The sequence below is a fragment of the Janthinobacterium foliorum genome, from assembly GCF_978021625.1.
Window position 1 is genome coordinate 115,609 of sequence record NZ_CDXDQE010000002.1, and the last position, 26,678, is coordinate 142,286.

A 26,678-nucleotide genomic window follows, 5' to 3' on the forward strand; every position below is an offset into this window, starting at 1 on the left:
GTTCCTCAGACTTTCTTGATCGCGGCTTTGCCGAACAGGCCCGATGGCTTGATGGCCAGCACCAGCAGCAACAGCAGCAGGCCAGGCACCTCCTTGTAGCCGGTGGAGATGTAATAGCCGGTGGTGGTCTCGGCGATGCCCAGGATCAGGCCGCCGACGATGGCGCCCACGCCCGACGTCAGGCCGCCGATGATGGCCACGGCGAACGCCTTCAGGCCCAGCGAGGCGCCCATGGTGGCCCCCGTCAGGGTCAGCGGCGCCACCAGCACGCCCGCAAAGGCGGCCGTGGCCGACGACAGCGCATACGAAAACGTGATGACCATGCCCGTGTTGATACCCATCAGGCCGGCCGCGTCGCGGTCGTTGGCCGTCGCCACCACGGCCTTGCCGTAGATGGATTTGCGGTTGAACACTTCGACGGCCAGCATGATGGCCAGCGCGCCGATGATGACGGCCACCTGCATCTGCTGCACGTTGGCGCCAAACACCTGGAACGGCGCGGCGGACAGGGGCGACGGGAACATCAGGTCATCCTTGCCCCAGATGTTTTCCGCCACATTTTTAAAGATGATGGCCAGCGCGATGGTCGACATGATCCAGCCGAATTCCGACTTGATCTTGATGGCGGGCCGCACGCCGATCCATTCCACGAACACGCCCTGCAGCGCGCCGAAGGCGATGACGATGGGGATCATCAGCAGATAGCTCATATAGGGGCCGCCGTGGATGGTGCCCACCAGCGACAGGCCTACCAGCGCGCCCAGCATCAGGGACTCGCCCTGGCCGAAATTGAGGGTGCCGGACGTGGCAAAGGTCAGCTGGTAGCCGAAGGCGATGACGGCATAGATCATGCCCAGCGCGACGCCGCTGAAGACAAGCTGCAGGAAGATTTCCATGATATTCCCCGAAGGACGGAAGATAAAAAAATGGCCAGTCCTGATTCCTCAAGGCTGGCCACTGCGCGACAAACGTCCGCCAGGCTTATTTGGCGAGGATGACCTTGCCGTCCTTGACTTCGCCGAAGACCGTCAGGTCGGCCGTGATCGCCTCATGGTTGGTCTTGCTGAATGGCTTGTTGTACGTGGTGACGGCGCCGTCCACTTTCTCGCCCAGGTTTTCCAGTGCGGCGCGCACTTTCGGGCCATCCGTGCCGCCGGCCTGCTTGAAGGCGGCGGCCAGCAGGTAGATGGAGTCGTAGCCTTGCGCGGCCGACACGGCCGACGGCATGCGTCCGCCCGACGGTTTATAGGCGGCGACATAGGCGTCAATGAAGGCCTTGCGTTTCGGCGTGCTCGGCTCCTGGATGAAGGTTTGCGGCATGCGCGTGCCGTCACCGTTCTTGCCCGCGTTATCGATGAAGTTGCCCATGGCCAGGGTCCAGCTGCCGATCAGCGGCACTTTCCAGCCCAGTTTTTCCATGCCGTTGGCGATCTGCGCCAGTTCCGGGCCGATGCCGTAGGTCAGCACCACTTCCGCGCCGGCCTGCTTGGCTTTCAGCAGCTGGGCCGTCATGTCGACGTCCTTGATATTGTATTTTTCCACGGCGACGGGCTTGATGCCTTTCGCATCGAGGGCTTTTTCCAGGTCGGCGCGGCCCAGCTGGCCGTAGTTGGTGGAGTCGGCCAGGATCGCCACTTTCTTGAACTTGCGGCGGTCGACGGCTTCCTCGACGATCATGTGCGACTGGATCTGGTCGTTGGCGGCGTTGCGGAAGATGTAGTTTTCAGGCTGGTCGGCGAACTGCTTGGTGACGATGGAGCCGGTCGCCACGTTGTTGATGACAGGAATTTTCGCTTCCTGGTAGAAGCGCTGCGAGGCCAGCGCCACGCCCGTGTTGATGTAGCCGACGGTGGCGGCGACCTTTTCCTTGTTGATGAGTTCCTGGGCGATTTGCACGCCGCGTTCATTCTTCGCTTCGTCGTCGCGCTCGATCAGCAGCAGCGAGCGGCCCATGACGCCGCCCTTGGCATTGATTTCCGCGACGGCCAGTTTCACGCCGTCGCGCATCGACACGCCCATCGGCGCGGAACCGCCCGTGAACGGGCCGGACACGCCGATCTTGATGGGGTCGGCTGCGACTGCCGCTTGCGAGAAACCCAAAACCAAACTTGCCACGAGCAATTTCTGTTTCAAATTCATTGTCATCTCCTGTAATACAACGTTTTTAATGCCACTTATTTTTATAGTCGTACGCTGGATAACCGCCCCATCGATAAATCATTGTAGGTTAGTAAACATGCACCAGCAACAACAACATATGACGCGTCGCAGCATGCAAAAAAGCGCCGATTGTCAGCCTTTTGTAAGAAAAATATGGCGCAAATTGGCGCAGCTTGCGCCATCGCGCAACAGCATTGTGGCAAAACGGGACAACGCCCTGCAAGCAAGCTCGACGATTGCTGGCGAGCTGATCTGGCGCAAGGCCGCCACTGTCCGGCATGCTAAGTTCGGCCATACCGGCGCCCGCGCGCAGGCTCATCCAGCATTCCCACCGCATGGAGGCGATATGCAGCGCCCATCGACAGTCCCGTTCCACACCGTGCTCCTCTCTTCGCTCGCCGGCCTGCTGCTGGCCGGCTGCGCCAGCGACGTGGCGCCCGTGCGCACGTTTGCCGAGCAGACACAGAAATTATCCGTCAGCTTCGATCCCATGCTGGCCGGCACCTTCCACAGCTGCAGCGACAGGGCCCTGCGCAAGCGGCTGGTCCTCAGCGAGCATTTCGATGCGCAAGCCAGCGAGCAGGCAGCGCGCGCCGATTGCGCGCCCATCGCCGAGGCCAGCGTGGCGATCGGCCAGCTCAACGACGTGCTGCTGCGCTACGCGCAGACCCTGGCGGCCGTGGCGGACGAGAAGCTGCCCGTGCACAAGGAAGAATTTACGGGACTCGGCGATGCCCTGGGCGGACTGGCGCAAGCGGATGGCGAAACGCCCCTGCTCGACGCGGACAGGCTGTACAAGGTCGTCAAGCTCAGTGAACACTTGAGCCGGCTGGCCACGCAGCGCCTGCAAAAATCCGCCTTGCGCGAACTGCTTGAGGAACAGGAAGCCGTGACCATCGTCAGCAATGCATTGAAGGAATATGCGCAGCGCAACTACCGCGCCGGCCTGCAAGACGAGCTGCGCGACCTGGCCCTGCTGCGCGGCGCCGTCGATGCCGCCGCGCCGCGCGAACCGCTGGCCGCCAACTACATCCGCACGCGCTTGCACCTGGAAGGCCGGCAACTGCAGGAAAGGGAAAAGATCGTTGCCGCGTACGTAGCCGCCATCGACGCGCTGCAGGCGAGCGTGGCCGTGCTGCGGGCCAACCTGGATCGCCTGCAGGCGCCGGAGCTGGAACAGCAGCTGGCAGCGTTTTCCAGCAACGTCGCCGCGCTGCAAAAACAGGCCGCCTACTATGCGCCCGCCCGCTGGTAAGTCCAGGCACAACCGGAGACCATCATGGCCCCACAGAGCGAATTGACGAAAGACCAGGCCTACGCCATCGCCGACAGCCTGGCGCAGGCATCGAGCCTGGTGCTGGAATTGCGCGTCCGCGCGCGCGACGCGCTGACGCCGGACGAGCGCGCGTTACTGGAACAATATGAAAACCACCTGGACCAGATGGTGGCCCTGTTCCGCGCCTACGGCATCACCCTGATCGCCGAGGGTGCGGAGCAGGCGCGCGGCGAGATCGAGGACGCCATCGCCAAGGGCAAGCTGCAGCTCAAGCGCATCGCCGACGTCAAGGCCGCCATCACCGCCGCCGCCAGGCTGGTCGACCTGGGCGCCGCCATCCTGTCGCGCGACCCGTTCGCCATCGGCGAGGCGGCGGCCAGCCTGCGGGCCAAGCCGAAGAAGGCCGAAGCGGCATAGACGGCTGTCTCAGGGCTCGGCAGACCGGTGCCCCATCGCGTGCGTGGCCATTTTCAGGTACAGGTTCGCCTGTTCCTCGCTGTGCGCATAGCCCATGCGCCCTTCAGCCAGGGCGACGGATTTCTGCTGCAGCGCTTCCGGATATTCCGCGTCACAGGCGGCATCGAGCCAGAGGCGCGCCCGTTGCTGGTCAGTTTCGAGCAGCATGTTCGCCAGGATGAACATGGCGGGCGCCACTTGCTGCCGCGCGGCCTGTTCCAGCGAGCGCATGGCGGCAGGAAGATCCTGCGGCCCGCCCATGCCGTTTTTCAGCATCAGGCCCAGGTAATACGCGGCCGCGCCGCTGCCCTGCCCCGCCGCCTGCGCGAACAGGGCGCGCGCGGCCGGCTGCGATGCCGGCCCGGCGCGCATCAGCACCTTCGCCTGCGCCAACTGCGCGGCGGGACCGGCGCCGGCCTGCGCCAGCGGCGACGCCAGGGGTGATGCCAAGGTTGACGCCAGCGGTGACGCCAGCGCGGCCCCCAGCAGCCAGGCCGCCAGCGTCATTTCGACAGGTCGAGCTGATACAGCGCAAAGCCCTTGCCCGCGCCATCGTCAGCCTTCAATTGCGTCACGTTGGCGATGCCGGCCGCCTTGGCCAGCTCGATCACGTTCGGCGCCGAGTGGAAGACCACCGGGCCTTGCGTGGCGGCCCTGGCGAAACGCCAGCTGCGCGCCGAGCCGTTTTTCGCGCGCGTCAGGTTTTTTTCCTGCGTGACGTAGGCGATCAAGAGTTCGCGGTTGTTGTCGGGCGAGGCCACCACCGTCTTGCTGCCGTCAAGGCCAGGGAAATTGCCGCCGCCGCTGGCGCGGTAATTATTCGTGGCGATGAGGAATTCCTGGCTCGCGTCCACCGGCCTGCCCTTGTAGGTGAGTCCCTTGATGCGCTGGCCCGGCTGCTGCGTGATGTCGATCTGGTAGCGCACGTCGGCGCTGGTGATGGCGTCGAAGTTGTAGCTCGGGTGCGCCGTGTTGACCAGTTCCTGCGGCTCGGTCTTCTTGACATCGATGGTATTGAAGCGCCGCGCCGACTGTTCCAGCCACGCCTTCAGTTCCGCGCCGTTCATCTTCACGCCGTACAGCGCGTTCGGATACAGGTACAGGTCGGCCGCGTTGTTCAGCGCCACGTTGCCCGCCTTGACGTCCGTGTAGTCGGACACGCCGGCCGAGCCGCTCTTGAACGGCGACGACATCGACAGCACGGGCAGGTGCGCGTACTGCGGCAGGTTCGCCTTGACGTAGGCGGCCAGGTAGCCCGATTGCGCCTGGTTCACCACCTCGATGGCGCTGACATCGCCCACGTCGGCGAAATACGTCGACATGCGGAAGTCAGTGGCGCCGACCGGCGTCTGCACGTAGGCGATGGTCGCCGCGTGTTCCTCGGCCACCAGCCTGGCGATGGCCGCATCGGGCGCCACATAACTCTTGTCCGCGTTCTGGATGCCGCGCGCTTCCACCGTGGTGGCGCTCTTGTCGACCACCCACTGCTTGCCGTCGTGGCGCAGGTGCAGGCCGATCACGCCCAGGTGCTTGCCCCACAAATTGGCCATCACGGTGGGCACGCCGTTCACCAGCCCTTTGACCTTGTCGACGCCGGGCAGATTAAACTGCGGCACCGTGCTCGTGGCGTTGGGGAACAGCTGGTGCGAATGGCCGATCAGCATGGCGTCCACGCCCGGCACTTGCGACAGGTAGTAATTGCCGTTTTCCATGGTCGGCGAATACGGGCTGTCATCGAGGCCGCCGTGCGAGATGGCCACCACCAGTTCGGCGCCCTTGGCGCGCATCTCGGGAATGAATTTTTCCGCTGTCTCGCGCACGCCCTGCGTGTAGACGCGCCCTTCCAGCCAGCGCTTGTCCCACGCCATGATGGTGGGCGGCGCAAAACTGATGATGCCGACCTTCACGGTGCTCGTCACGGCCTGGCCATCGGGGCCGGCTGCAGTGATCTGCTTGTCGATGATGTGGTAAGGCGCGAACAGCGGCTTGCCGCTCTTGACGCTGTAGACGTTGGCCAGCACTTGCGGAAATTGCGGGCCGGCGCAGCGCGGTTTGGCGGCGTCGACGCTGTCGACATCAAACCGGTTGCCCGTCACCTGGCTCAAAAAAGCCAGGCCGTAGTTGAATTCGTGGTTGCCGATGCCGCCGCCGTCCACTTTCAGCAGATTCATGGCCTTGTAGATGGCCAGGGTGTGGTCGCAGGCCAGCGGTTTTACCAATGCCTGGTAGTCGGCCAGCGCCGTGCCCTGGATGGTGTCGCCATTGTCGAGCAGGAGGGTATTCGGGAACTCGGCACGCGCCTGTGCGATCAGGGTTGCCGTGCGTTCCAGGCCGATCGACGGTTCCGCCTGCAGCTTGTAGTAATCATAACTGAGCACATTGGCGTGCAAGTCCGTCGTCTCCAGCAGGGCCAGCGTGGCGCTGCTGCCCGCCTGCGCGGCGGCCAGCGGGTGAACGGGTCCGGTGGCGGCGGGCGGCACGGCGCCGCAGCCGGCCAGCAGCAGCGGTAACAGGGCGAGACGGGGAAGTTGGCGCAGGGGGTGGCACATGGGAATTCCTGTGGAAAGACAATATCGCCAGCATCATACGCAGCACGACAGCCCCTTTCAAGGCATAAAACGCCCTTGGCAACCGGCAGAACATTGTCGCAAATACAGCAAATGAGTGCTTTTATTGCGGCGCGCGCCACCGATTCGATGCCGCCGGCATGGGAAACGGCCCGCGCTCGCGTATAATTCAAGGTTTGATTTCACCATAGAAGACCAGAACATTATGGAAGCCGAACGCATCAACGCCATCTCCGCCCTGCTCAACGACCTGACCGTCCGCGAAGCCGAACTTCGGAGGTATCTTTGACTTCACTGTCAAGTCGGAGAAACTAGAGCAAGTCAACGAAGAACTGGAAGATCCTACCGTCTGGAACGATCCCAAGCGCGCCCAGGACCTCGGTAAGGAGAAGAAGGCGCTGGAAGCCATCGTCTTTACCCTGACCAAGGCCGATGCCGACCTGCGCGATACCCGCGACCTGTTCGACATGGCCCGCGAGGAAGGCGACGAAGAGACGCTGGAAGCGATCGAGCAGGACGTGCAGGAAATCCGCAAGGTCATCGAAAGCATGGAATTCCGCCGGATGTTCAACAATCCGATGGACCCGAACAACTGCTTCATCGACATCCAGGCCGGCGCCGGCGGCACGGAAGCCCAGGACTGGGCGTCGATGCTGCTGCGCCAGTACCTGCGCTACTGCGAACGCAAGGGTTTTAAAGTCGAAATCCTCGAGCAGTCCGACGGCGAGGTTGCCGGCATCAAGACGGCCACCCTGAAAGTCGAGGGCGATCACGCCTACGGCTTCCTGCGCACGGAAACGGGCGTGCACCGCCTGGTGCGCAAGTCGCCATTCGACTCGGCCAACGGCCGCCACACTTCGTTTACGTCGCTGTTCGTGTATCCGGAAGTCGATGATTCGATCGAGATCGACGTCAACCCGGCCGATATCCGCGTCGATACCTACCGCGCGTCGGGCGCCGGCGGTCAGCACATCAATAAAACCGACTCCGCCGTCCGCATGACCCACGCGCCGACCGGCATCGTGGTGCAGTGCCAGAACGACCGTTCGCAGCACCGCAACCGCGCCGAAGCGATGGAAATGCTGAAAGCCAAGCTGTACGAGCATGAACTGCGCAAGCGCATGAGCGAACAGCAGAAGCTGGAAGACTCGAAGACGGACGTGGGCTGGGGTCACCAGATCCGCTCCTACGTGCTGGACCAGTCCCGCATCAAGGACTTGCGCACCGGCTTCGAGACGGGCAATACCAAGGGCGTGCTCGATGGCGACATCGACGACTTCATCTCCGCCTCGCTGAAACAGGGCGTGTAAGGATGACTGCATCCGCTCCAGCACGGCGTGCCTTCCTGTTCGACATGGATGGCACGATCGTCGACAACATGGCCTACCACACGCAATCGTGGCTGGCGTTCTTTGAACGCCAGGGCCATGCGCTGGACGCGGACGCCTTTTTCCGCGATACGGCGGGCCGCCAGGGCCGCGAAATCATCGCCAAGTATCTGGGCGAGGATGCCGACCATGCCACCCTGCTGGCGGAAAAGGAAGTCGTCTACCGCGAACTGTATGGCCCGCACCTGGCCACGGTGGCCGGTTTCGACGCCTTGATCGCCAGCGCCCGCCAGCACGGCGTGGGCCTGGTGGTGGGCACGGCCGCGCCGAACGAGAACATCGCGTTCACGCTCGACGGCCTGGACCTGCGCCACCGCTTCGACGCCATCGTCGGCGCCGCCGACGTGGAACGGGGCAAGCCGCACCCGGACGTGTTCCTGAAAGGCGCGCAGCTGGCCGGCGCGCTGCCGCGGCACTGCATCGTCTTTGAAGACGCGCCCCTGGGCGTGGAAGCGGCGCGCCGCGCCGGCATGCGCGTCGTGGCGCTCACCACCACCCTGCCGGCCGAAGCGTTTGCCGCCTTCGACAACGTGATTGCCATCGTGCCGGATTTTTCCGCGCTCGACATCGACGCACTGTTTGCCAGCGTGGCGCCAGCGCTGGCACCACATCATCAATAATCAACAACGAAGAACATCATGACTACGGATATCCAAGAACAAGCCGCCGCCCCCGATGAAAACAAGATCATCGCCGAGCGCCGCGCCAAGCTGGCCGCACTGCGCGAACAAGGCGTCGCCTTCCCGAACGATTTCCGCCCTGAGCACAAGGCGGCCGATCTGCACGCGCAATACGACGGCAAGACGCGCGAAGAGCTGGAAGAAAACCCCGTACACGTGGTGCTGGCCGGCCGCATGATGCTCAAGCGCGAAGCCGGCAAGAAAGCCGCTTTCGCCACCCTGCAGGACGCTTCCGGCCCGAAGGCCGATGGCCGCATCCAGATCTACGCCACGCTCGATCTCACCGGCGAAGCGGCCATGGCCGCCCTGCACCACTATGACCTGGGCGATATCCTGGGCGTTGCCGGCACCCTGTTCAAGACCAAGACGGACGAACTGACCATCAAGGTCACGCAACTGCGCCTGATCACCAAGTCGCTGCGCCCGCTGCCGGACAAGTTCCACGGCCTGGCCGACCAGGAAACCAAGTACCGCCAGCGCTACGTGGACCTGATCATGAACGAAGAGACGCGCCGCACCTTCAAGGCCCGCACCGCCGCCATCTCGTCGATCCGCCGCTTCATGGAAAAGAACGAGTTCATGGAAGTGGAAACGCCGATGCTGCACACCATCCCTGGCGGCGCGGCGGCCAAACCCTTCATCACGCACCACAATGCGCTGGACATGCAAATGTTCCTGCGCATCGCGCCCGAGCTGTACCTGAAGCGCCTGGTCGTGGGCGGCTTTGACCGCGTGTTCGAGATCAACCGCAACTTCCGCAACGAAGGCGTGTCGATCCGTCACAACCCGGAATTCACGATGATGGAATTCTACGCGGCCTACACCGACTACAAATGGCTGATGGACTTCACGGAAGCCGTCATCCGCCAGGCCGCCATCGACGCGCACGGCACCGCCACCCTGACCTACGGCGGCCGCGAGCTGGACCTGGCCAAGCCGTTCCACCGCCTGACCATCGTCGAAGCGATCAACAAGTACGCGCCGGGCTACACGCCGGAGCAGCTGAACGATGCGGACTTCATCAAGGAAGAGCTGAAGAAATTCGGCGTCAAGCCATTCGCCACGGCCGGCCTGGGCGCGCTGCAACTGGCGCTGTTCGAGGAAACGGCCGAAGCGCAGCTGTGGGAACCGACCTACATCATCGACTACCCTGTCGAAGTATCGCCGCTGGCGCGCGCTTCCGACACGGTGGCCGGCATCACGGAACGCTTCGAGCTGTTCATGGTGGGCCGCGAGATCGCCAACGGCTTCTCCGAGTTGAACGACGCAGAAGACCAGTCGGCCCGCTTCCTGGCGCAGGTAGCGGCCAAGGACGCCGGCGATGAAGAGGCGATGTTCTACGACGCCGACTACATCCGCGCGCTGGAATACGGCATGCCGCCAGCCGGCGGCTGCGGCATCGGCATCGACCGCCTGATGATGATCATCACGGATTCGCCGAACATCCGCGACGTCCTGCTGTTCCCTCACCTGCGCCGCGAAGAATAATCGCGGACGCTGGCCAATAAAAAGCCGCCTGATCGCAAGATCAGGCGGCTTTTTCACTTCTGTCGCCGCGTAGGTCGGATTAGCGCTACGCGTAATCCGACACATTGTTGGCCATTCATGTCGGATTACGCGCTTGCACGCCAATCCGACCTACGCATCCCGCATTACTGAATCACGGTATAGCACGGCACATACGCCGTGCCCGCCAATTTCATCCTGTGCTGCGCCACGAACGAGGCCAGCAGCGCGTCCATCGGACCCATGATGGCCTTGTCGCCGTGGATCTCGAAATTGCCGTGCTCCTCGATCGAGCGGATGCCGTCGTCCTTGACGTTGCCCGCCACCACGCCGGAGAAGGCGCGGCGCAGCTGGGCCGCCAGCAAGTGCGTGGGCTGGTTCTTGTGCAGGCTCAGGTTGCGCATGTTGTCATGCGTGGGGTGGAACGGCTTCTGGAATTCGTGGTCGATCTTCAGCAGCCAATTGAAATAATAGGCATCGCTGTGCGCCTTGCGGAATTCACGCACCTGGCGGATGCCTTCGAGCATCTCGCGCGCCACCAGTTCCGGGTCGTCGATGATGATCTTATAGCGCTGCTGCGCTTCCGGGCCCAGGGTGTCGTGGATGAACTGATTGATCTGCACGAAATACTCGCGCGACGTTTCCGGCCCCGTGAAGATCAGCGGGAACGGGATCTCGGCATTATCCGGGTGCAGCAGGATGCCGAGGATATATAAAATCTCTTCGGCCGTGCCGGCGCCGCCCGGGAACACGACGATGCCGTGGCCCGCGCGCACGAACGCTTCCAGGCGTTTTTCGATGTCCGGCATGATCACCAGGTCGTTGACGATGGGGTTCGGCGATTCGGCGGCGATGATGCCCGGCTCCGTGATGCCCAGGTAGCGGCCATTGTGCAGGCGCTGCTTGGCGTGGCCGATGGTGGCGCCCTTCATGGGGCCCTTCATGGCGCCCGGGCCGCAGCCCGTGCAGATGTCGAGGCCGCGCAAGCCCAGCTGGTAGCCCACTTCCTTCGAATAATTGTATTCGGCGCGGTTGATCGAGTGGCCGCCCCAGCACACCACCAGGTTCGGGTTGAGCTGGGTTTGCAGCACGTTGGCGTTGCGCAGGATGTGGAAGACGGCGTCCGTCACGCCTTCCGTGCTGTGCAAGTCGAATTTCGGGTTGCCCGTGACTTCATCGCTGACGAAGATAATGTCGCGCAGGACGGCGAACAGGTGCTCGTGGATGCCCTTGATCATCTTGCCATCGACGAAAGCGATGGCCGGCGCGCCCTTGATGTCGAGCTTGATGCCGCGCTCGCGCTGGATGATGGAAATCTCGAAGGATTGGTAGCGTTCAAGCAAGGCGCGCCCGTCGTCGACGGTGCTGCCGCAATTGAGGACCGCCAGCGCGCAGCGGCGGAAAGTGTTGTACAGGCCGCCCTGGCTGGTGTCGAGCAGTTTGTTGACTTCAGTCTTGGAGAGCACGTCCAGGCGGCCTTCCGGTGAAACCAGAGTATCGATAACGTCGTGTTCCATAATGCGAAAAATCCCTTTAAAAATCGATCCTCGAATGTCTTGCGCCACCAATATACGACAAGTCAGGCAAGTTGTGCTGTAGCGTCACAAAATGCCCCTTGCCCGCCCCCGGGCCACAAACCGGTTTGACCAATATGAAACAGTCATTCTTGCTAATGCGAATGGAAACCTTCGCTCAGCGCAATTTGTAGATTAGAATGCCAGCCTATTGGAATTCCCGTGTGGTCGGTGCTTCATGAGAGTACCCGCAGCCCGGCAGGCTTCCATAAGTTTGTTTTATCGATTGACTATAATAATTTTCAGGAGGAACCGCATGAGCGGTGCGACTACGCCCAACAAGGAAGCCGTTATTCCCGAGTTCAAGCAGATTATGGGCCATCCAAGCCCATTGTGGATGTTGTTCATGACTGAATTCTGGGAACGCTTCGCGTTCTACGGAGTTCGCTGGGCGCTGGTACTGTACATCGTGGCCCAGTTCCACGCTGGCGACGGTTCGGGACAGGCAGCGGCCAACCTGACCTACGGTTCCTTCCTCGCGCTGGTGTACGCCGGCGCCCTGTTCGGCGGCTATCTCGCCGACCGCATCATCGGCTACCAGCGCTCCATCCTGCTGGGCGCCGTCTTCATGGCTGCCGGCCTGTTCTGCATCTCGGTACCCAACCAGGACATCTTCAATCTGGGCCTGGCCACCATGATCGTCGGTAACGGCATGTTCAAGCCGAACATCTCGACCATGGTCGGCAAGCTGTACACGACCGCCGATCCGCGCCGCGACAGCGGCTTCACGATCTTCTACATGGGCATCAACATGGGCGCCATGGTCGCGCCCGTCTTTACCCAGTGGCTGGCCGAGTCGATCTTCGGCACCAGCGCCATGCCGTCGTACAAGATGGTCTTCATGGCCTCCGGCTTCGGCATGCTGATCAGCCTGGTATGGTTCGCCATCGGCCGCCGCGCCCTGAAGGGCATCGGCGCGCCGGAAGCCGGTTCCGGCAACCCGATGCGCGTCGTCTGGGTGGCCCTGGGCTGCCTGTGCGTGATCCCGCTGATGTACTTCCTGCTGACGGTCGGCGCTGAAAAGCTGCAAATCGTCCTGACCGTGCTGTTCATCGGCCTGGCCGTGATGCTGATGGTCGAAGGCATCCGCAATGGCAAGGTGGCGCGCGACCGCGTCATCGCCATGCTGCTGATCTTCGTCTTCAACATCCTGTTCTGGATGTTCTTCGAACAGGCTGGCAGCTCGTTTACCTTCCTGGCGGACAAGATCGTCAACCGCGACCTGGGCTTCTGGATCTTCCCGACCGCCTACTTCCAGACCGTCAACTCGGTGGCCATCATCATCTTCGCGCCGATCATCGCCGCCATCTGGGTTTTCCTGGCGCGCCACAACGTCAATCCTTCGATCCCGCGCAAATTCGGCCTGGGCTTGCTGGGTAACGCCCTGGCATTCGGCCTGCTGATCTTTGCACTGTCGAGCCTGGTTGGCGCCGACAACAAGATCCCGTTCTGGACCCTGACCACGGTCTACGTGCTGCAATCGATCGGCGAGCTGTGCCTGTCGCCGATCGGCCTGTCGATGGTCACCAAGCTGGCGCCGGTACGCCTGGTCGGCATGGGCATGGGCGGCTGGTTCCTGTCGACCGGTATCGGCAACAACCTGTCGGGCATCTTCGCCAGCTACGTCAGCGGCGAGAGCGGCATGTCGGTGCAATCGGCCCTGTCCGGCTACACCTTCGGCTTCTGGTCCCTGCTGGGCGCCGGCGTCGTGCTGTTCCTGATCGCACCGTTGATCAACAAACTGATGCACGGCGTGAAGTAAGTTTTCTGCCTTAGCTGAACACGGCGGCCTGCGGGCCGCCGTTTTTCATTCCGGCGCCGGTTTTTGCCAGGCCGGGCGGTACAATACGGCCAGGGCCACCGGCCACGTCACCAACCTATACAAAGAATCCCATGTCCAGCATCTCCACCACCTCGCCCCTCTCCGACGACGAATACGCCGAACTCGATACCCTGCTGGCCGCGCCCGCGCTGGAAGGGCGCGCCATGGACGTGTCGATGCTGGAAGGGTTTCTCACGGCCGTCGCCCTGAGCCCGAAACAGCTCGCGCCCGAGCAATGGCTGCCGTGGGTCTGGGACAAGGCCGCAGGCAGCGCCGCCCCAGCGCCAGGCGCGGACAGCGACCGGGCGGCCAGCCTGGCCCTGCGACACCACGCCTACATGGTCGAATGGCTGGCGAAAGACCCGGACAGCTTCGAGCCCATCTACGAATGCGGCCCCGAATGGAGCGTGCCCGCCTGGTGCGCAGGCTTCGTGCTGGGCACGACCCTGGACAAGCCCCAGTGGGCGGCCCTGGCCGTCAGCCACCCCGAGTACCTGGCGCCGTTCCAGCACCTGGCCACGGCCACCGAACTCGATGACGAGGCGGCCGAAAACGCCATGGATGGCGTCACCCCGTCCGTCATCGCCATCAACCTTGCCTGGGCGCGCCAGCGCCACCTGAAACAAAGCCAGCCCGGCGCCACGGTGCTGCGCGAGTTGCCGAAGACGGGCCGCAACGACCCGTGCCACTGCGGCAGCGGCAAGAAGTACAAAAAATGCTGCGCCGACGCCGATAGCGCGGCCGGCTAAGGGCGCCTCTCCTTGCGCCAGCTGCTGACGGCCCTGCTGCGCTTCCTGCTGCGCCACGCGCTGCAGTTCGCGCTGTTCATCGCCATCCTGCTGGCCGGACGCCTGCTGCTGGCCGAATGGCGCGCCTACAGCGCCGGCCGCGAGGCCGTGGCCGCATTGCGGCAAGCAAGCGTCACGGCGGACCAGCACGGCGCCAGCCTGGCCGATACGGCCACGGCGCGGGTCAACGCCATGCGGCACGCCTCGCACGCGGCCATCACGGCCCGCCTGCAGGACGTGCAGGCGCAACTGGCCGACTTGCGCGCGCGGCAGCAGCCGGCGCTGTTTACCGTTCCCCTGCCGGACGCCGAGACACTGGCCCGCCACGCGCAGGAGGAAGCGGCGCGCCGCGTGGAAATCGAAGTGCTGGCGCAGGAAGCGCGCTATCTGCTGGCCCTGCAGGCGACGCTGAGCGGCGAGGATGCGCGCCAGACCCTGGCGCGCCTGCACGCGCAGCACGCGCGCGCGTATGCCGCATTGCAGGAGAATGTCCGCCAGCGCCAGCTGCTGGAAGCGCAGCACCCGGTGGCGGCCCACCTGCCCGGCAGCGACGCCCATGCGCAGATGGCGCGCCTGGACGCGGAAGGCCAGCGCCTGCGCGAGATCAATCTGCAGGCCTACAAGGCCTGGCTGGCGCAGCGCGCGCGCACCGGCGACGGCAGCAACGCCGCCCGCCCCGCGCCCTTCGCCATCGACGGGCAAGCCCTGGCCGCCGCGCTGGCGCCCGTGCAGGCGGCCATCGCGGCGGGCGAAGCGCAGCTGGCGCGCAACTGGATCGGCCGCTGGCGCGGTCCCGTCATGGACGTGGCCCCCACGGCCGCCCTGCTGGTGCTGTCGGCCATCCTGCTGCCCGCCGCCATCAAGGCCTTCTTTTACTTCGTGCTGGCCCCCGTGGCCGCGCGCTTGAAACCGCTGTCGATCGCGCGCGAACTGCAGCTCGATGCCGCCGCCCTGCCCTTGCCGCCGCGGGGAGAATCGCGCATCTCCGCCGTCTCGCAGGCGCTGCGCCTGGAACCAGGCCAGCAGATGCTGATCCATCCCGAATACCTGCAATCGTCGCCCGTCAGCACGCGCAAGCGCACCCGGTGGCTGCTGGACTGGCGCTTTCCGTTCACCAGCCTGGCCGCCGGCATGGTGGCGCTGACGCGGCTGCACAGCGACGTGCCGGCGTCCGTGACAATTTCCGCCAGCGACGACCCGCTGCTGGAAATCGCCGTCGTCCGGCTGCCGGCCGGCAGCGCGCTGGTGTTCCAGCCACGGGGGCTGGTCGGCATGATCATCGACGCGGGCCAGCCGCTGGCGATGTCCAGCCACTGGCGCCTGGGCAGCCTGCATGCCTGGCTTACCCTGCAGCTGCGCTTCATCGTCTTTCGCGGCCCCGTCACCCTGATCGTGCGCGGCTGCCGCGGGGTGCGCCTGGAGCGCGCCGGCCAGGGCCGCTCCATCAGCCAGTCGGCCACCCTGGGATTTACCACCGACGTGCTGTATTCCACCATGCGCAGCGAGACCTTCATCCCGTATCTGCGTGGCCAGCAAGCCTTGCTCAACGACCGTTTCGACGGCGACAATGGCGTCTACCTGTACGAGGAAACCCCGCGCCACGGCAAGCAGCCGGGCAAGGCGGGCAACTGGTTCGAGGGATTTACCGACGCAATCCTGAAAGTATTCGGCATCTAGCCGCAGCGCCCCGCATGAACGACTTCCTGTTTGCCGATTTTCTCGAGAACCATGCCGCATATGCGGCCGTGCAGGCCTACTGGCAGACGCGCCTGGCCTGTTTCGACGGCCAGTGCGCGCCGTATCTGCGCACCGCGTTTGCCAACGGCCAGCCGTTTTGCGACGGCAATCCCATCGTCAACCTGGCCGACCGGGACACCGGCAAGGCGGCGCGCATCGTGCAGCAGTGCCCGCGCGAATCCGGCCCCGGCTACACGAGCTTCGAGCAGGCCATCGAACTGGCAAGCCCCGACGGACACCGCCCGGCGCGGGAAAAGATCATCGTGCTGACCTTGACGCAGGCGACGGCGCAGCGGGCCGAGGATGAATTGCGGGCGTGGTTTGCGCCGGCGTAGGATGGCGAACTAGGCTGCCACCGAGTGCGACACCACCAGCCACTCTCCCGGCTGCAGGTTCGCTGCCGCCTCGCGCGTGGCCAGCACGCTGTCCGGATCGAGGTCCGGGCGGTTCAGCTTGTAGGAGTAGGCGAAATCGTCGGCATCGAATGCCTGCCCCGCCTTGACATAGTATTTGAAGCCGACGAAGGTGTCGGGATTGGTGACGACTGCATATTCCAGTGTAACGCTGTTCATGGCGGCCCCCGTCGGCGCTGGTGAGAGGGCCATTATGCGTCAATTCCGGCACCGGCGACGCAACGCTGCCTCCTTGCGGCAAGTCAATGGCCGGGCTGGCTGTCGGCGCTACAGTAGCCTGGGCCAACAAGCACCTCTCCGCTGCCATGCGCACACTCCTCGCCACCATCAGGAACACCTTCCCCCTGCCAGCGCGGCTGTCGCCGGCGGCGCGCAGCGAACGCCGCGCGGACCGGCGCGGCCTGCCCGCCTTCGATCCCGGCCCCGCCGCCGTCATCGACGCCTGCACCGCCTGGCTGGGCGCGGCGCAGGATCATTCCAGCTCAAACGACGGCGGCGTCGCCCGCGACTACAGCCTGCAAACCGGCTGGGCCAGTTCCTATCCCGAGACCACCGGCTACATCATCCCCACCATGCTCGCCCTGGCGCAGCGCAGGGACGACAAGGCGCTGCATGCACGCGCGCGGCGCATGCTCGACTGGTGCGTGGCGATCCAGTTTGCCGAAGGCGGTTTCCAGGGCGGCAAGATCGATTCCGCGCCGCGCGTGCCCGTCACCTTCAACACGGGCCAGATCCTGCTGGGCCTGGCCGCCGGCGTGGCGGCCTATGGCGATGCGTACGCGGATGCCATGCACCGCGCGGCCCGCTGGCTGCGCGACAGCCAGGATGCGGATGGCTGCTGGCGCCGGCATCCGACGCCGTTCGCCCAGCCGGGCGAGAAGGCCTATGAAACCCACGTGGCCTGGGGCCTGTTCGAGGCGGAGCGCATGGCGCCTGGCCACGGTTATGCCGCCGCCGGCTTGCGCCAGGTCGATTGGGCGCTGACCAAACAGCAGCCGAACGGCTGGTTTGCATCGAACTGCCTGGACGATCCCGCCCTGCCCCTGAGCCACACCATCGGCTACGCCCTGCGCGGCGTGCTTGAGGCGCACCGTTACTGCCCGCGCCCCGGCCTGCTGGACGCCGCCGTGCGCACCGGTTCCAGCATCGCCAAGGCCACGGCGCCCGACGGCTACCTGCCCGGCCGCCTGGGGCCGGACTTCCAGCCGGGCGCCGCCTACGCCTGCCTCACCGGTTCCGCGCAGAACGCCCATTGCCTGTTCCTGCTGTACCAGCTGACGGGCGAGCGGCGCCTGCTCGACGCGGCACGCCGCCTGAACCGCTACGTGCGGCGCTCCATCCGCATGGACGGCCCGGCGCACGCGCGCGGCGGCGTCAAGGGCGCGTTTCCCGTCGACGGCGACTACGGCCAATGGGCTTACCTGAACTGGGCCGCCAAGTTCTGCATCGATGCAAATATGCTGGAAATGGATATCGATCGGGACCTGGGCGATGCTTGAGCATGCAAAACGCACCGTCCACGCCGCGCTGGCAATGTGGCGCCGCGCCGCCAGTGCGCAGGCCATGCGCCAGGAGCGGCGCCATGTCGCGCGCGCCGAACTGGCGGCCGGCCTGGCGCGGCTCGGCGTGGCGCCAGGCGACACGCTGTTCGTCCATTCGTCGCTGAAAAGCCTGGGCTATGTGGAGGGCGGCGCGCTGGCCGTGATCCGCGCCCTGCAGGACGCCGTCGGCCCGCACGGCACCGTGCTGCTGCCCACCTATTACCTGCCCGGCGGCACCGTGCGCGCCACCTGCGCCATGCCCGCCTATGTGTTCGACCCGCGCCGCCACGGCACGCACATGGGGCGCCTGCCGGAAGCGTTCCTGGCCAGCGCGGGCATCCGCCGCAGCCTCCACCCCACGCATTCCGTGTCGGCCTGGGGCCGGCATGCCGGGTACCTCACCGAGGCGCACCACCGCGCGGCCTCGATCTTCGGCATGGATTCGCCCTGGCAGCGCTTCATCGGCTGCGACCAGGCAAAAGTGCTGGGCCTGGGCATTTCCATGGGGCCCGTCACGTTCTATCACGCGCTGGAAGACGCCATGGGCGACGCCTTTCCCCTGCCCGTCTGGGAAGAGAAAACGGCGCTGCTGGCCTGCCGGGACCGCGACGGCCAGCGCTGGCAGGTGCCGGTGCGCCCTTTCGATCCCGCCATCGCGCAGCGCCGCATCGACCAGCCCGGCCGCGACGATTTGCGCGATTACTTCCAGAGGGAATTCGACGCCGCCGGCCTGCGCAGCAACGGCCGGGTCGGCGATGCGGCATCGTGGCTGATACCGGCGCAAGCGTTTTTCGAGCACCTGCGCCAGTTGGCCAGCGAAAACGTGACGATCTACGCCACCGCGGCGCAGCTGGCGGCGCGGCCCATCCCGCGCACCCTGCCACGGCACGGCGAGTGAAGCCGCGCCCCGCCGGCTAGGGCTTGCGCTGCAGATCGTATATGCCGCCGCCGCTGGCGATAAAATACAGGGTGCCGCCGGCCGCGCTGACCTCATCCTCGATGGGGCCGTCCGTGCCGCGCTTGCGCACCGTCCAGCTTCCCTCCTGCAAATCGGCCACCAGCACCTGCATGGACGCGTTTTGTGCCGGCAGCTCGACCGTGACCGTTCCGCCCAGCGGCATGCCGCTCTTCGAGAACAGCACCACGCGGTTCTTGATCTTCACGCCCGCCAGCAAAGGCGCATCGATGGCCGTCGTCGGCAGCGCCGGCAGCGCGCTGCCCGCATCCATCACCTGCATCACGTTCAGGAACAGGTCCGTCTCGCTGGCGGCGGGCGGCGACACTTCCAGCCGCCAGGCGCCCGCTTCCTCGGTCGCGTATTCGGCTTCAGGCTGAATCGGATAATTCGTCCCGCCGACGCTGAATTCGTTGCCGCTGCCGCCCACCTTGGCCAGCACGGCATTCGCCGGCAGCAAGGTGCGATTGATCAGCTTGCCGTTGTACTGGTAGCTGCTGTTGTAGTCCCATTCCGTGCGTTGGATCACCACCGTGTCGCCGCTGATGTCCGGCTCGGACTGGCTGTGCAGCAGCCAGGTCTTCTTGAATCCCGCGTCGCTGGCGCTGACCTTGTCAAACACGATCAGTGCCGCCGGGTAGTTCGCATCCTTGAAATTGAGAAACACGAACGAGCGCTGGAACTGGCGCACCTTGTTGCTGTACGCGGCTGTCAAGTCACCCTTGATGTAGCTGAAGTCGGGCGCGCCCGCCACGGCGCCAACCTGCTGCTGGCGCAGCACCGTGGCCACCTTGTGGCCGTTGGCCAGCTGCGCCAGGGTTGACGGCTCGTCGCCAGGAAAGCGCTGGCCGCCGTCATTGGCGTAGCCATCGAATTGCTCGCCAGCGTCATACACCAGCATGGTGTTGTGCGCGATGGTGCGCTTGTGATAATTCATGTCATGCGCGCTGCCATATTCCAGGACAATGGAAGGATCGGCCACGTCCCTGCCGCTATAAATGCCCGAATCGATGGCCAGCCCGCCCTTGTAGTAGATCTGGAAATGCCCGGCATCATAATGCTCGTGGTTGCCGAACCAGTCGCCGCCAAGTTTCATCGTCGCCACCACGTTGCCTGACTGCACCTGGATGGGCTGGCCATCGGTCCAGCCCGTGCGGGCGATCATCAGGCCGGCGGGATCGGGGAAATACTTGGTCAATGGCAACACCGCCGGGACAGGCGTGCTGCCCATGACGGTATTGCCAAGCAGCACAGGCCAGATGCTGTCCTTGGGATGGATGAAGTTGGTCGACTGCTGCAGCGACTGCTTCAAATATTCATGCTTCAAGGTGGCATTGTTGTAGTAGGTGGCGGGCAGCAGGAAAGCCAGCGGTTCGCTCCAGTACTGCTTGCTATTGGTGTACGAGGAATGGTAGACGTCGCCATCACGCATCCATTGCCCATCGGGCCGGCGCGTGTACAGCCAATGATAGGGCATCATCTGCTGCACGGGATCGAACACGGGGGCCGCGCCCATGCGGCGGAACAGCCATGCGGCGTACATATCGGCCAGGAAACGCACGGTGCCGTAAGAAGCACCCTGCTGATACGCCTGCGCGGCGTAGGCATAGTTGCGCGGCGCGACATAGTCGGCAAAAAAGCGCCCGGCAACAATGTTGTAGACCAGCGGCGCCTCGTCATAAAAGGCGATGGCGGCGGACAGCTGGTCGCGCAGCAACTGGTTGTCGCTGCCATGGCCCACGACGGCGCCTTGCCGCGATGGCGGAAAGCCGATTTCCATCGTCGCCGCCAGCTGCGTAAAGCGCGTGACGACGTAGGCGCGCTGCTGCGCGGTCATCAGCTTGAAGCACCAGTCATACACCATGGCGCTGGCCAGGATGGCCTCGCCTTTTTCATTCGGATAGTTGTAGCCAGGCGCAAACCGCACGGCCGCCAGGTAGTCGAGCAGCATCTGCACGGCTTCCTGGCCGCGCTGCGCCTGCGCGGGCGAGGCGCTGCCTTCGTACAAAAGGGAGTGCAGCGCCTTTGCCTTGATTCTGCTCACGACATCGATCTGGTGATTCGTCCCGGCCGGACCGCCGGGCACGAATACGGGCAGGGCCACGACGGCCGGCGCCTCGATGAATTCCTGCAGGACCGCGCGGTGCGCAGCCATCTCTTGCGCGCCAGACTCGAAACGGCTGCGCATGGCGGCCAGGTCCCCCACCCTGGCAAACAGGCGCGGATGTTCGCCAGCGGGCGGCCGCACGGGGGGCAGCGGGTACGCGCCATACCCTTGCGGCACAAAATCGGCCAGCGCCGTGACCAGCAGGCAGTCGATGCCCACGCCACCATCACGGTACTGCAGTTTCAATGTGCGTTCGCCTGCGGCCAGCCAGCGCGTGACGGGCACCCAGGTCCACTGCGCCGCCTGGCCGGCAGAAAGCGGCACGGCGACGCTGGCATACGCGGCATTGTCAAACGCCAGATACAGCGATGCGGCGCTTGCCGCCGGCGCCTGCACGCGCAGCCAGATCGTGTAATTGCCGTCGCGGGGCACGGCCACGCTGTACGACAACTGCGCTGACGCGCCTGGCGACTCGGCGCGCGCCGCGTCCGCCGGCGTGACCAGATACGCGCCGCCCGACACCTCGTTGCTGCCCAGGCCTTGCGCCGCCCACGGCGCGCCGGGCGCCGTCGCTTCCGCTTCAAACATGGCCTCGACGGGAAAAGACGCCGCGTGCAGGACGGGACTGGCCGCCAGCAGGACGACGTGGATCAAACCTTGCAAGCTGTTACGGCATCGCAGCATGGACATGGGGAACTCCTTTTTGTTGTATTTTAAACAGCAGCAACAATACACCATCCGGCGCGATTTGATTTCATTTTTATAACAAATCTGTCTTTTTCAGTTTCTCTTGCGCAAAAAAAACCGCCCGGACTGATCCGGGCGGTTTTCATGGAATGGGCGAAACCATCAAGCCGGCGGACTGTCCGCCTTTTTCTCTCTTGCGACGAAATACAGCAGCACGATGATGGCCGCGTACGGCAGCAGCGACAGCGCGTCCGAGTGCAGGCCCGCGTAGAGCGGATTACCATGCTCGGCCCAGTCGGCCATCATCTGGTCGAAGTGCGTGAGCACGCCGGCCGTGATGGCGATGATGATGCCGGCCAGCGCGCCGCCGGCGATGTAGCCGGACGCCAGCAACACGCCCGAACTGCGGTCGCCCGCCAGCTGGCGCTCTTCCTCGTTCAGCTTGGCGTTGTGTTCCAGCTTGTTGTTGCGGCGATCCGCCAGCCAGCGCACCAGGCCGCCGACGAAGATCGGCAGAGTGGAGGACAGGGGCAAATACACGCCCACGGAAAACGCCAGCGACGGGATGCCGGCCATTTCCAGCACCACGGCGATCATCACGCCAAACAGCACCAGGGTCCACGGCAGCTGCTGGTCAAGGATGCCCTTGATGATGTAGGACATCAGCACGGCCTTCGGCGCATCGTATTTCTTCACTTCCGTGCCATCGGGCCGCTTGTTGTAATGGCCGTTGATGCCCGGATCGACCAGGTAAGCCAGCTGGCCATCGTCCTTCACAAAATACTTGCCGGCCGGGCCGCCCACGGTATCGGTCTTTTGCCAGACTTTGTACGTATTATGGTCGGTGTCCGCTTGCGGGCCATGCAGCTCGCCCGTCACCGTCAGCTTGGACGCGTCGACCGTCAGGCCTGGCGCCACTTGCGCGGCCGGCACGTAGACGGTGCTTGCCTCATTGAGTTTCAGCAGGATGGGGCCGAGGATCAGGGCCGACGACAGGGCGCCCGCCAGGATCGCGTACTGCTGCAGGCGCGGCGTGGCGCCCACCAGGTAGCCCGTCTTCAAGTCTTGCGAGGTGGTGCCGGCATTGCTGGCGGCGATGCACACGATGGCGCCCACCGACAGGGCCGTCACATAGTAACGCCCGCCCGTCCAGCCCATGATCAGGAAGATCAGGCAGGTAAACAGCAAGGTGGCCACGGCCATGCCGGAGATGGGGTTCGACGAGGAGCCGATTTCGCCCGTCAGGCGCGACGACACGGTGGCGAACAGGAAGCCGAAGACGAGGATCAGCAGCGCGCCGAGGAAATTCATGTGCAGCGGCGTGGCAAAGGTGATCACGGCGATGATGGACAGGCAGCCGATGACCACCCATTTCAGGGGAATGTCCTGGTCCGTGCGCAGGGTGGACGTGGTCTTGACGCCCTTGCCCAGGCCCTTCAGGCCGGCCGACAGGCTGCGCCAGATCATGGGCATGGCGCGCACCAGCGAAATGAGACCGCCGGCGGCCACGGCGCCCGCGCCGATGTACAGCACATAGGCGCTGCGCACGTCGTCGGCGCCCATTTCGCTGATCAATTTGGTGCCCGGCGAGAGCACGGTGGTCAGGCTGTCGCCGAAGAACTTGATCATCGGGATCAGCACCAGATAGGACAGCACGCCGCCGGCCGCCATGGTGGCGGCGATGCGCGGGCCGATGATGTAGCCCACGCCCAGCAACTCAGGCGAAATCTCGGCGCCGATGGAGCCGCCCTTCAGCGGCGCGGCAAATTCCACGCCCGGCGTGTCCTTCCAGCCCTTGAACGAAATATTGAACACCTTGTACAGCAGGCCCACGGCAAAGCCGCCGAAGATGATCTTCGCGCGGCGCTTGGCGTCCAGCGCGGCAGCCGAATCCTTCTCGATGCTTTCGCCGGCGGCGATGCGCGATTCTTCCGTGGCGGCGGCTTTCAGCACTTCGGCGCACGCCGTGCCTTCGGGGAATTTGAGTTCCTTGTGCTGGTCGACGATCATGGTGCGGCGCATCGGGATCATCATCAGGATGCCCAGCAGGCCGCCGAGGATACCCACCAGCATGACACGCGAGATTTCCAGGTCGAAGCCGAGGATCAGGATGGCGGGCATGGTCACGCCCAGGCCGAAGGCCAGCGATTCGCCGGCCGAACCGGCCGTCTGCGTGATGCTGTTTTCCAGGATCGACGAATCTTTGCCGCCCACCTTCTTGGCCAGGCCGAACAGGGTGATGGCGATCACGGCGACGGGAATCGAAGCGCTGACGGTCAGGCCCACCTTCAGCACCAGGTAGAGCGAGGAGGCGCCGAAGACCATCCCCAGGATGACGCCCATGAACAGGGCGCGGAAGGTCATCTCGGGCAGCTTCGCATCGGCCGGGATGTAGGGCTTCACGACGCTCGGTGTTGCATCTTTTGCCATGGATATTTCCTTAATTTTTAAAAATAAACAGCCCGGATTGACGCCCGGGCTATTTTCTTGAAGCCGAGACTATCGCACAGCCGCGTTTCGATGAAAAGGTTTTTTGCTCCCCGTACCGGCGCCCCGCCCGCACGGGAGGCGCTGGCGCATTGGTCTATAATCGCTGCCACCGTGCCCTGCACGCTCATGTGAGACTGCCTTGACTGCCAAACGAACCGGATTTCCCTGGCCTTCCCGCCGCGCCACCGTGCGCGGGTTCATCATCGCCGGCTGCGCCGCGCTGGCCGCCGCCGTGCTGCTGGCCGCCTATCTGTTCCTGTACGTGCGTCCGCGCCTGCCCGACCTGGACGTCATCACGGATTACCAGCCGAAGATTCCCCTGCGCGTGTACACGGCCGACAATGTGCTGATCGGCGAATTCGGCGAGGAACACCGCGACTTCGTGCCCATCGCGCAAGTGCCGGAGATGATGAAGAAGGCGCTGCTGGCCATCGAGGACAGCCGCTTCTATGAACACCATGGCATCGACTTCGTGCGCGCCGGCGGCGCCGTGCTGTCGAACCTGCGCCACGGCTTCGGCCACGGCGGCGGCTCCACCATCACCATGCAGGTGGCGCGCAATTTCTTCCTGACGCGCGAAAAGGTCGCCTCGCGCAAGCTCAATGAAATCATGCTGGCCCTGAAGATCGAGGCGGCCCTGTCAAAAGAGCAGATTCTCGAGCTGTACATGAACCAGATGTACCTGGGCCAGCGCTCGTTCGGCTTCGGCAGCGCGGCGCAGACGTATTTCGGCAAGCCCCTGTCAGAACTGTCGATCGCCGAAATGGCCATGCTGGCCGGCCTGCCGCAAAACCCGTCGCGCCACAACCCGATCAGCAATCCGAAAAAGGCGCGCGCGCGCCAGCAGCTGGTATTGAAGCGCATGCGCGAGCTCGATTACATCAGCGAAGGCCAGTACCGGCAGGCGCTGGCGCAGCCGCTGCACCTCAATAGCCGCGGCAAGCAGGGCTTCGACACGCACGCCGAATACGTAGCCGAACTGGCGCGCCAGGCCGTGTACGCGCAGTTCAAGGAAGACAGCTACACCAAGGGAATCAGCGTCTACACGACGATTCTGAAAGCCGACCAGGACGCGGCCTACGCCTCGACGCGCCGCAACGTCATCGCCTACGACCAGCGCCACGGCTACCGTGGCCCGGAAACCTTCATCGACCTGCCGGCGGACCCGGAGCAGCGCGACGACGCCATCGATGCTGCGCTGCAAAAACGCCCGGACAGCGATGGCCTGATCGCCGCCGTCGTCACGGAAGTCGCCAGCGGCAAGGTGCTGGCCGATATCGGCGATGGCGACGCCAAGGCGATTACCGGCGACGGCTTGCGCTTCGCCGCGCCCGCGCTGTCCGCCAAGGCGGGTGCCGGCATCAGGCTGCGCCCGGGCGCCGTGATCCGCATCAGCCAGGATGCCAAGGGCAGCTGGGCCATCACGCAAGTGCCGCTGGTGGCCGCCGCCTTTGTCTCGCTCGACGCGGAGACGGGCGCCTATCACGCCATGGTGGGCGGCTTCGACTACAACCTGCAAAAGTTCAACCACGTCACGCAGGCGTGGCGCCAGCCCGGTTCGGCCATGAAGCCCTTCGTCTATTCGGCGGCGCTGGAAAAAGGCTTTTCGCCGGCGACCCTGATCAACGACGCCCCCCTGGAAATGCAGGCCGGCGGCAAGGTCTGGGCGCCGCAGAATGACGACTTCAAGTTTGACGGTCCGATCACCATGCGCTATGCGCTGGCGCAGTCGAAGAACGTGGCCTCGGTGCGCATCCTGCGCGCGCTGGGCATCGCCTACACGCACGACTTCCTGGAAAAATTCGGTTTTGATCCCGCGCGCCAGCCGAACAACCTGACCATGGCGCTGGGCACTGGCTCCGTCACTCCAGTGCAGATGGCGGGCGCCTACGCCCTGTTCGCCAATGGCGGCCACCAGGTGGAACCGTACCTGATCGACCGCATCGTCGACGCCAAGGGCGCGGTGCTGATGCAGACCAAGCCGCCGGCGCCGAACGACGACAAGACCCTGGCGCTGGACCCGCGCAACGCCTTCGTCATGGACAGCATGCTGCGCGAAGTGGCGCGCTCGGGCACGGGCGCGGCAGCGACGAAAAAACTGGGCCGCAGCGACATCGCCGGCAAGACCGGCACCACCAGCGACGCCGTCGACGGCTGGTTCGCCGGCTACGGCGGCGGCATCGTGGCCGTGGCGTGGATGGGCTATGACGATCCGAAGTCGCTGGGCGGACGCGAATTCGGCGCCACCCTGGCCATGCCGATCTGGATCGACTACATGCGCACGGCCCTGTCGACGCGCCCGCAAGTCGCGCGCGCCGTGCCTGCGGGCCTGAGCCAGGTCGATGGCGAATGGATGTACGACGAATTCATCGACATGAATGGCGTGAAGACGCTGGATATGGATGTGGAGACGCCAACGGACCCGGCTGCCCTGCCGGAGACGCTGCCGCCAGAAACCACGAACTGATCGATAAAGGGCGGTGCGCGCAGGTCGGGTTAGCCGCAACGGCGTAACCCGACACGAGCCGCCG

Annotated in this window: 21 protein-coding genes; 12 read left to right on the forward strand and 9 right to left on the reverse strand. The window is 64.6% G+C overall.

Going from position 1 to position 26,678, the window contains the following annotated elements; translation table 11 throughout:
- Positions 1-5 precede the first annotated feature (5 nt).
- The 3 genes from ACZ92H_RS04990 to ACZ92H_RS05000 all read right to left on the reverse strand — a co-directional run bounded on the left by ACZ92H_RS04990 (position 6) and on the right by ACZ92H_RS05000 (position 2,479).
- Complete coding sequence (locus ACZ92H_RS04990) at positions 6-896, reverse strand: branched-chain amino acid ABC transporter permease (RefSeq protein WP_131375252.1); 891 nt, start codon at positions 894-896, stop codon at positions 6-8.
- Positions 897-981: 85 nt separating this feature from the next.
- On the reverse strand, positions 982-2,139 hold the full coding sequence (locus ACZ92H_RS04995) for an ABC transporter substrate-binding protein (RefSeq protein WP_131375250.1): 1,158 nt from the start codon (positions 2,137-2,139) through the stop codon (positions 982-984).
- An 88-nt stretch (positions 2,140-2,227) separates the two neighbouring features.
- The gene (locus ACZ92H_RS05000; protein ID WP_465048540.1) at positions 2,228-2,479 is read right to left on the reverse strand and encodes a hypothetical protein; all 252 of its coding nucleotides are present in this window, start codon (positions 2,477-2,479) and stop codon (positions 2,228-2,230) included.
- Positions 2,480-2,506: 27 nt separating this feature from the next.
- Here ACZ92H_RS05000 and ACZ92H_RS05005 point away from each other — a divergent pair, with 27 nt between their 5' ends.
- Both ACZ92H_RS05005 and ACZ92H_RS05010 read left to right on the forward strand, forming a co-directional pair.
- A complete protein-coding gene (locus ACZ92H_RS05005) occupies positions 2,507-3,415 on the forward strand; it encodes a hypothetical protein (RefSeq protein ID WP_465048541.1) in 909 nt (302 codons plus the stop codon).
- A 24-nt stretch (positions 3,416-3,439) separates the two neighbouring features.
- Positions 3,440-3,853, forward strand: coding sequence for a hypothetical protein (locus tag ACZ92H_RS05010; RefSeq protein WP_131375244.1), 414 nt, complete (start codon positions 3,440-3,442; stop codon positions 3,851-3,853).
- Positions 3,854-3,862: 9 nt separating this feature from the next.
- Here ACZ92H_RS05010 and ACZ92H_RS05015 read toward each other — a convergent pair whose 3' ends face one another.
- Positions 3,863-4,342 (reverse strand): SEL1-like repeat protein, encoded by a 480-nt coding sequence (locus tag ACZ92H_RS05015; RefSeq protein WP_465048542.1) that lies wholly within the window; start codon positions 4,340-4,342, stop codon positions 3,863-3,865.
- A gap of 53 nt (positions 4,343-4,395) precedes the next feature.
- Positions 4,396-6,441, reverse strand: a complete 2,046-nt coding sequence (locus ACZ92H_RS05020; RefSeq protein ID WP_465048543.1) for a bifunctional 2',3'-cyclic-nucleotide 2'-phosphodiesterase/3'-nucleotidase — start codon at positions 6,439-6,441, stop codon at positions 4,396-4,398.
- A 223-nt stretch (positions 6,442-6,664) separates the two neighbouring features.
- On the opposite strand from ACZ92H_RS05020, the gene prfB reads away from it, so the two are divergent.
- From prfB to lysS, 3 genes are all read left to right on the forward strand, one after another.
- Positions 6,665-7,769 (forward strand): peptide chain release factor 2 gene (gene prfB, locus ACZ92H_RS05025; RefSeq protein WP_131375238.1). Its coding sequence is split into 2 segments (ribosomal slippage): positions 6,665-6,745 and positions 6,747-7,769, totalling 1,104 coding nucleotides; the frame shifts between segments, so codons are not numbered across the junction.
- 2 nt (positions 7,770-7,771) lie between these two features.
- Positions 7,772-8,467: an HAD family hydrolase gene (locus ACZ92H_RS05030; protein WP_465048544.1), complete on the forward strand. Its 696-nt coding sequence runs from the start codon at positions 7,772-7,774 to the stop codon at positions 8,465-8,467.
- Between the two features lie 18 nt (positions 8,468-8,485).
- Positions 8,486-10,015, forward strand: a complete 1,530-nt coding sequence (lysS, locus tag ACZ92H_RS05035; protein ID WP_131375234.1) for a lysine--tRNA ligase — start codon at positions 8,486-8,488, stop codon at positions 10,013-10,015.
- A 164-nt stretch (positions 10,016-10,179) separates the two neighbouring features.
- Here lysS and ppnN read toward each other — a convergent pair whose 3' ends face one another.
- Positions 10,180-11,550 (reverse strand): nucleotide 5'-monophosphate nucleosidase PpnN, encoded by a 1,371-nt coding sequence (ppnN, locus tag ACZ92H_RS05040; RefSeq protein WP_131375231.1) that lies wholly within the window; start codon positions 11,548-11,550, stop codon positions 10,180-10,182.
- Positions 11,551-11,920: 370 nt separating this feature from the next.
- Here ppnN and ACZ92H_RS05045 point away from each other — a divergent pair, with 370 nt between their 5' ends.
- The 4 genes from ACZ92H_RS05045 to ACZ92H_RS05060 all read left to right on the forward strand — a co-directional run bounded on the left by ACZ92H_RS05045 (position 11,921) and on the right by ACZ92H_RS05060 (position 16,289).
- On the forward strand, positions 11,921-13,369 hold the full coding sequence (locus ACZ92H_RS05045) for a peptide MFS transporter (protein WP_465048849.1): 1,449 nt from the start codon (positions 11,921-11,923) through the stop codon (positions 13,367-13,369).
- Positions 13,370-13,500: 131 nt separating this feature from the next.
- Entirely contained in the window at positions 13,501-14,178 is a 678-nt protein-coding gene (locus tag ACZ92H_RS05050; protein ID WP_465048545.1) for a UPF0149 family protein, read from the forward strand.
- Between the two features lie 12 nt (positions 14,179-14,190).
- Positions 14,191-15,894, forward strand: a complete 1,704-nt coding sequence (locus ACZ92H_RS05055; RefSeq protein WP_465048546.1) for a hypothetical protein — start codon at positions 14,191-14,193, stop codon at positions 15,892-15,894.
- 14 nt (positions 15,895-15,908) lie between these two features.
- Positions 15,909-16,289, forward strand: a complete 381-nt coding sequence (locus ACZ92H_RS05060) for a hypothetical protein (RefSeq protein WP_465048547.1) — start codon at positions 15,909-15,911, stop codon at positions 16,287-16,289.
- A 9-nt stretch (positions 16,290-16,298) separates the two neighbouring features.
- Here ACZ92H_RS05060 and ACZ92H_RS05065 read toward each other — a convergent pair whose 3' ends face one another.
- Positions 16,299-16,526, reverse strand: coding sequence for a hypothetical protein (locus tag ACZ92H_RS05065; RefSeq protein WP_465048548.1), 228 nt, complete (start codon positions 16,524-16,526; stop codon positions 16,299-16,301).
- Between the two features lie 146 nt (positions 16,527-16,672).
- Between ACZ92H_RS05065 and ACZ92H_RS05070 the strand changes: the two genes are divergently transcribed.
- Positions 16,673-17,866 carry a hypothetical protein gene (locus tag ACZ92H_RS05070; protein WP_465048549.1) on the forward strand — a complete coding sequence of 398 codons (1,194 nt, stop codon included), beginning with the start codon at positions 16,673-16,675 and terminating at the stop codon, positions 17,864-17,866.
- On the forward strand, positions 17,859-18,806 hold the full coding sequence (locus tag ACZ92H_RS05075; RefSeq protein WP_465048550.1) for an AAC(3) family N-acetyltransferase: 948 nt from the start codon (positions 17,859-17,861) through the stop codon (positions 18,804-18,806). The genes ACZ92H_RS05070 and ACZ92H_RS05075 overlap by 8 nt, the downstream gene beginning before the upstream one ends.
- Before the next feature lie 16 nt (positions 18,807-18,822).
- Here the strand turns inward: ACZ92H_RS05075 and ACZ92H_RS05080 are convergent, their stop codons facing one another.
- Positions 18,823-21,660: a heparinase II/III domain-containing protein gene (locus ACZ92H_RS05080; protein ID WP_465048551.1), complete on the reverse strand. Its 2,838-nt coding sequence runs from the start codon at positions 21,658-21,660 to the stop codon at positions 18,823-18,825.
- Positions 21,661-21,819: 159 nt separating this feature from the next.
- Entirely contained in the window at positions 21,820-24,087 is a 2,268-nt protein-coding gene (locus ACZ92H_RS05085) for an OPT family oligopeptide transporter (RefSeq protein ID WP_131375213.1), read from the reverse strand.
- A 199-nt stretch (positions 24,088-24,286) separates the two neighbouring features.
- On the opposite strand from ACZ92H_RS05085, the gene ACZ92H_RS05090 reads away from it, so the two are divergent.
- The gene (locus ACZ92H_RS05090) at positions 24,287-26,614 is read left to right on the forward strand and encodes a penicillin-binding protein 1A (protein WP_465048552.1); all 2,328 of its coding nucleotides are present in this window, start codon (positions 24,287-24,289) and stop codon (positions 26,612-26,614) included.
- Positions 26,615-26,678: the final 64 nt, after the last annotated feature.

What these genes read in the sequence shown, in the direction of transcription:
- ACZ92H_RS04990 (WP_131375252.1), bottom strand. Translation starts at nt 896, where the DNA reads ATGGAAATCTTCCTGCAGCTTGTCTTCAGCGGCGTCGCGCTGGGCATG.
- ACZ92H_RS04995 (WP_131375250.1), bottom strand. Translation starts at nt 2,139, where the DNA reads ATGAATTTGAAACAGAAATTGCTCGTGGCAAGTTTGGTTTTGGGTTTC.
- ACZ92H_RS05000 (WP_465048540.1), bottom strand. Translation starts at nt 2,479, where the DNA reads ATGAGCCTGCGCGCGGGCGCCGGTATGGCCGAACTTAGCATGCCGGAC.
- ACZ92H_RS05005 (WP_465048541.1), top strand. Translation starts at nt 2,507, where the DNA reads ATGCAGCGCCCATCGACAGTCCCGTTCCACACCGTGCTCCTCTCTTCG.
- ACZ92H_RS05010 (WP_131375244.1), top strand. Translation starts at nt 3,440, where the DNA reads ATGGCCCCACAGAGCGAATTGACGAAAGACCAGGCCTACGCCATCGCC.
- ACZ92H_RS05020 (WP_465048543.1), bottom strand. Translation starts at nt 6,441, where the DNA reads ATGTGCCACCCCCTGCGCCAACTTCCCCGTCTCGCCCTGTTACCGCTG.
- ACZ92H_RS05030 (WP_465048544.1), top strand. Translation starts at nt 7,772, where the DNA reads ATGACTGCATCCGCTCCAGCACGGCGTGCCTTCCTGTTCGACATGGAT.
- lysS (WP_131375234.1), top strand. Translation starts at nt 8,486, where the DNA reads ATGACTACGGATATCCAAGAACAAGCCGCCGCCCCCGATGAAAACAAG.
- ppnN (WP_131375231.1), bottom strand. Translation starts at nt 11,550, where the DNA reads ATGGAACACGACGTTATCGATACTCTGGTTTCACCGGAAGGCCGCCTG.
- ACZ92H_RS05045 (WP_465048849.1), top strand. Translation starts at nt 11,921, where the DNA reads ATGGGCCATCCAAGCCCATTGTGGATGTTGTTCATGACTGAATTCTGG.
- ACZ92H_RS05050 (WP_465048545.1), top strand. Translation starts at nt 13,501, where the DNA reads ATGTCCAGCATCTCCACCACCTCGCCCCTCTCCGACGACGAATACGCC.
- ACZ92H_RS05060 (WP_465048547.1), top strand. Translation starts at nt 15,909, where the DNA reads ATGAACGACTTCCTGTTTGCCGATTTTCTCGAGAACCATGCCGCATAT.
- ACZ92H_RS05065 (WP_465048548.1), bottom strand. Translation starts at nt 16,526, where the DNA reads ATGAACAGCGTTACACTGGAATATGCAGTCGTCACCAATCCCGACACC.
- ACZ92H_RS05070 (WP_465048549.1), top strand. Translation starts at nt 16,673, where the DNA reads ATGCGCACACTCCTCGCCACCATCAGGAACACCTTCCCCCTGCCAGCG.
- ACZ92H_RS05075 (WP_465048550.1), top strand. Translation starts at nt 17,859, where the DNA reads ATGCTTGAGCATGCAAAACGCACCGTCCACGCCGCGCTGGCAATGTGG.
- ACZ92H_RS05080 (WP_465048551.1), bottom strand. Translation starts at nt 21,660, where the DNA reads ATGTCCATGCTGCGATGCCGTAACAGCTTGCAAGGTTTGATCCACGTC.
- ACZ92H_RS05085 (WP_131375213.1), bottom strand. Translation starts at nt 24,087, where the DNA reads ATGGCAAAAGATGCAACACCGAGCGTCGTGAAGCCCTACATCCCGGCC.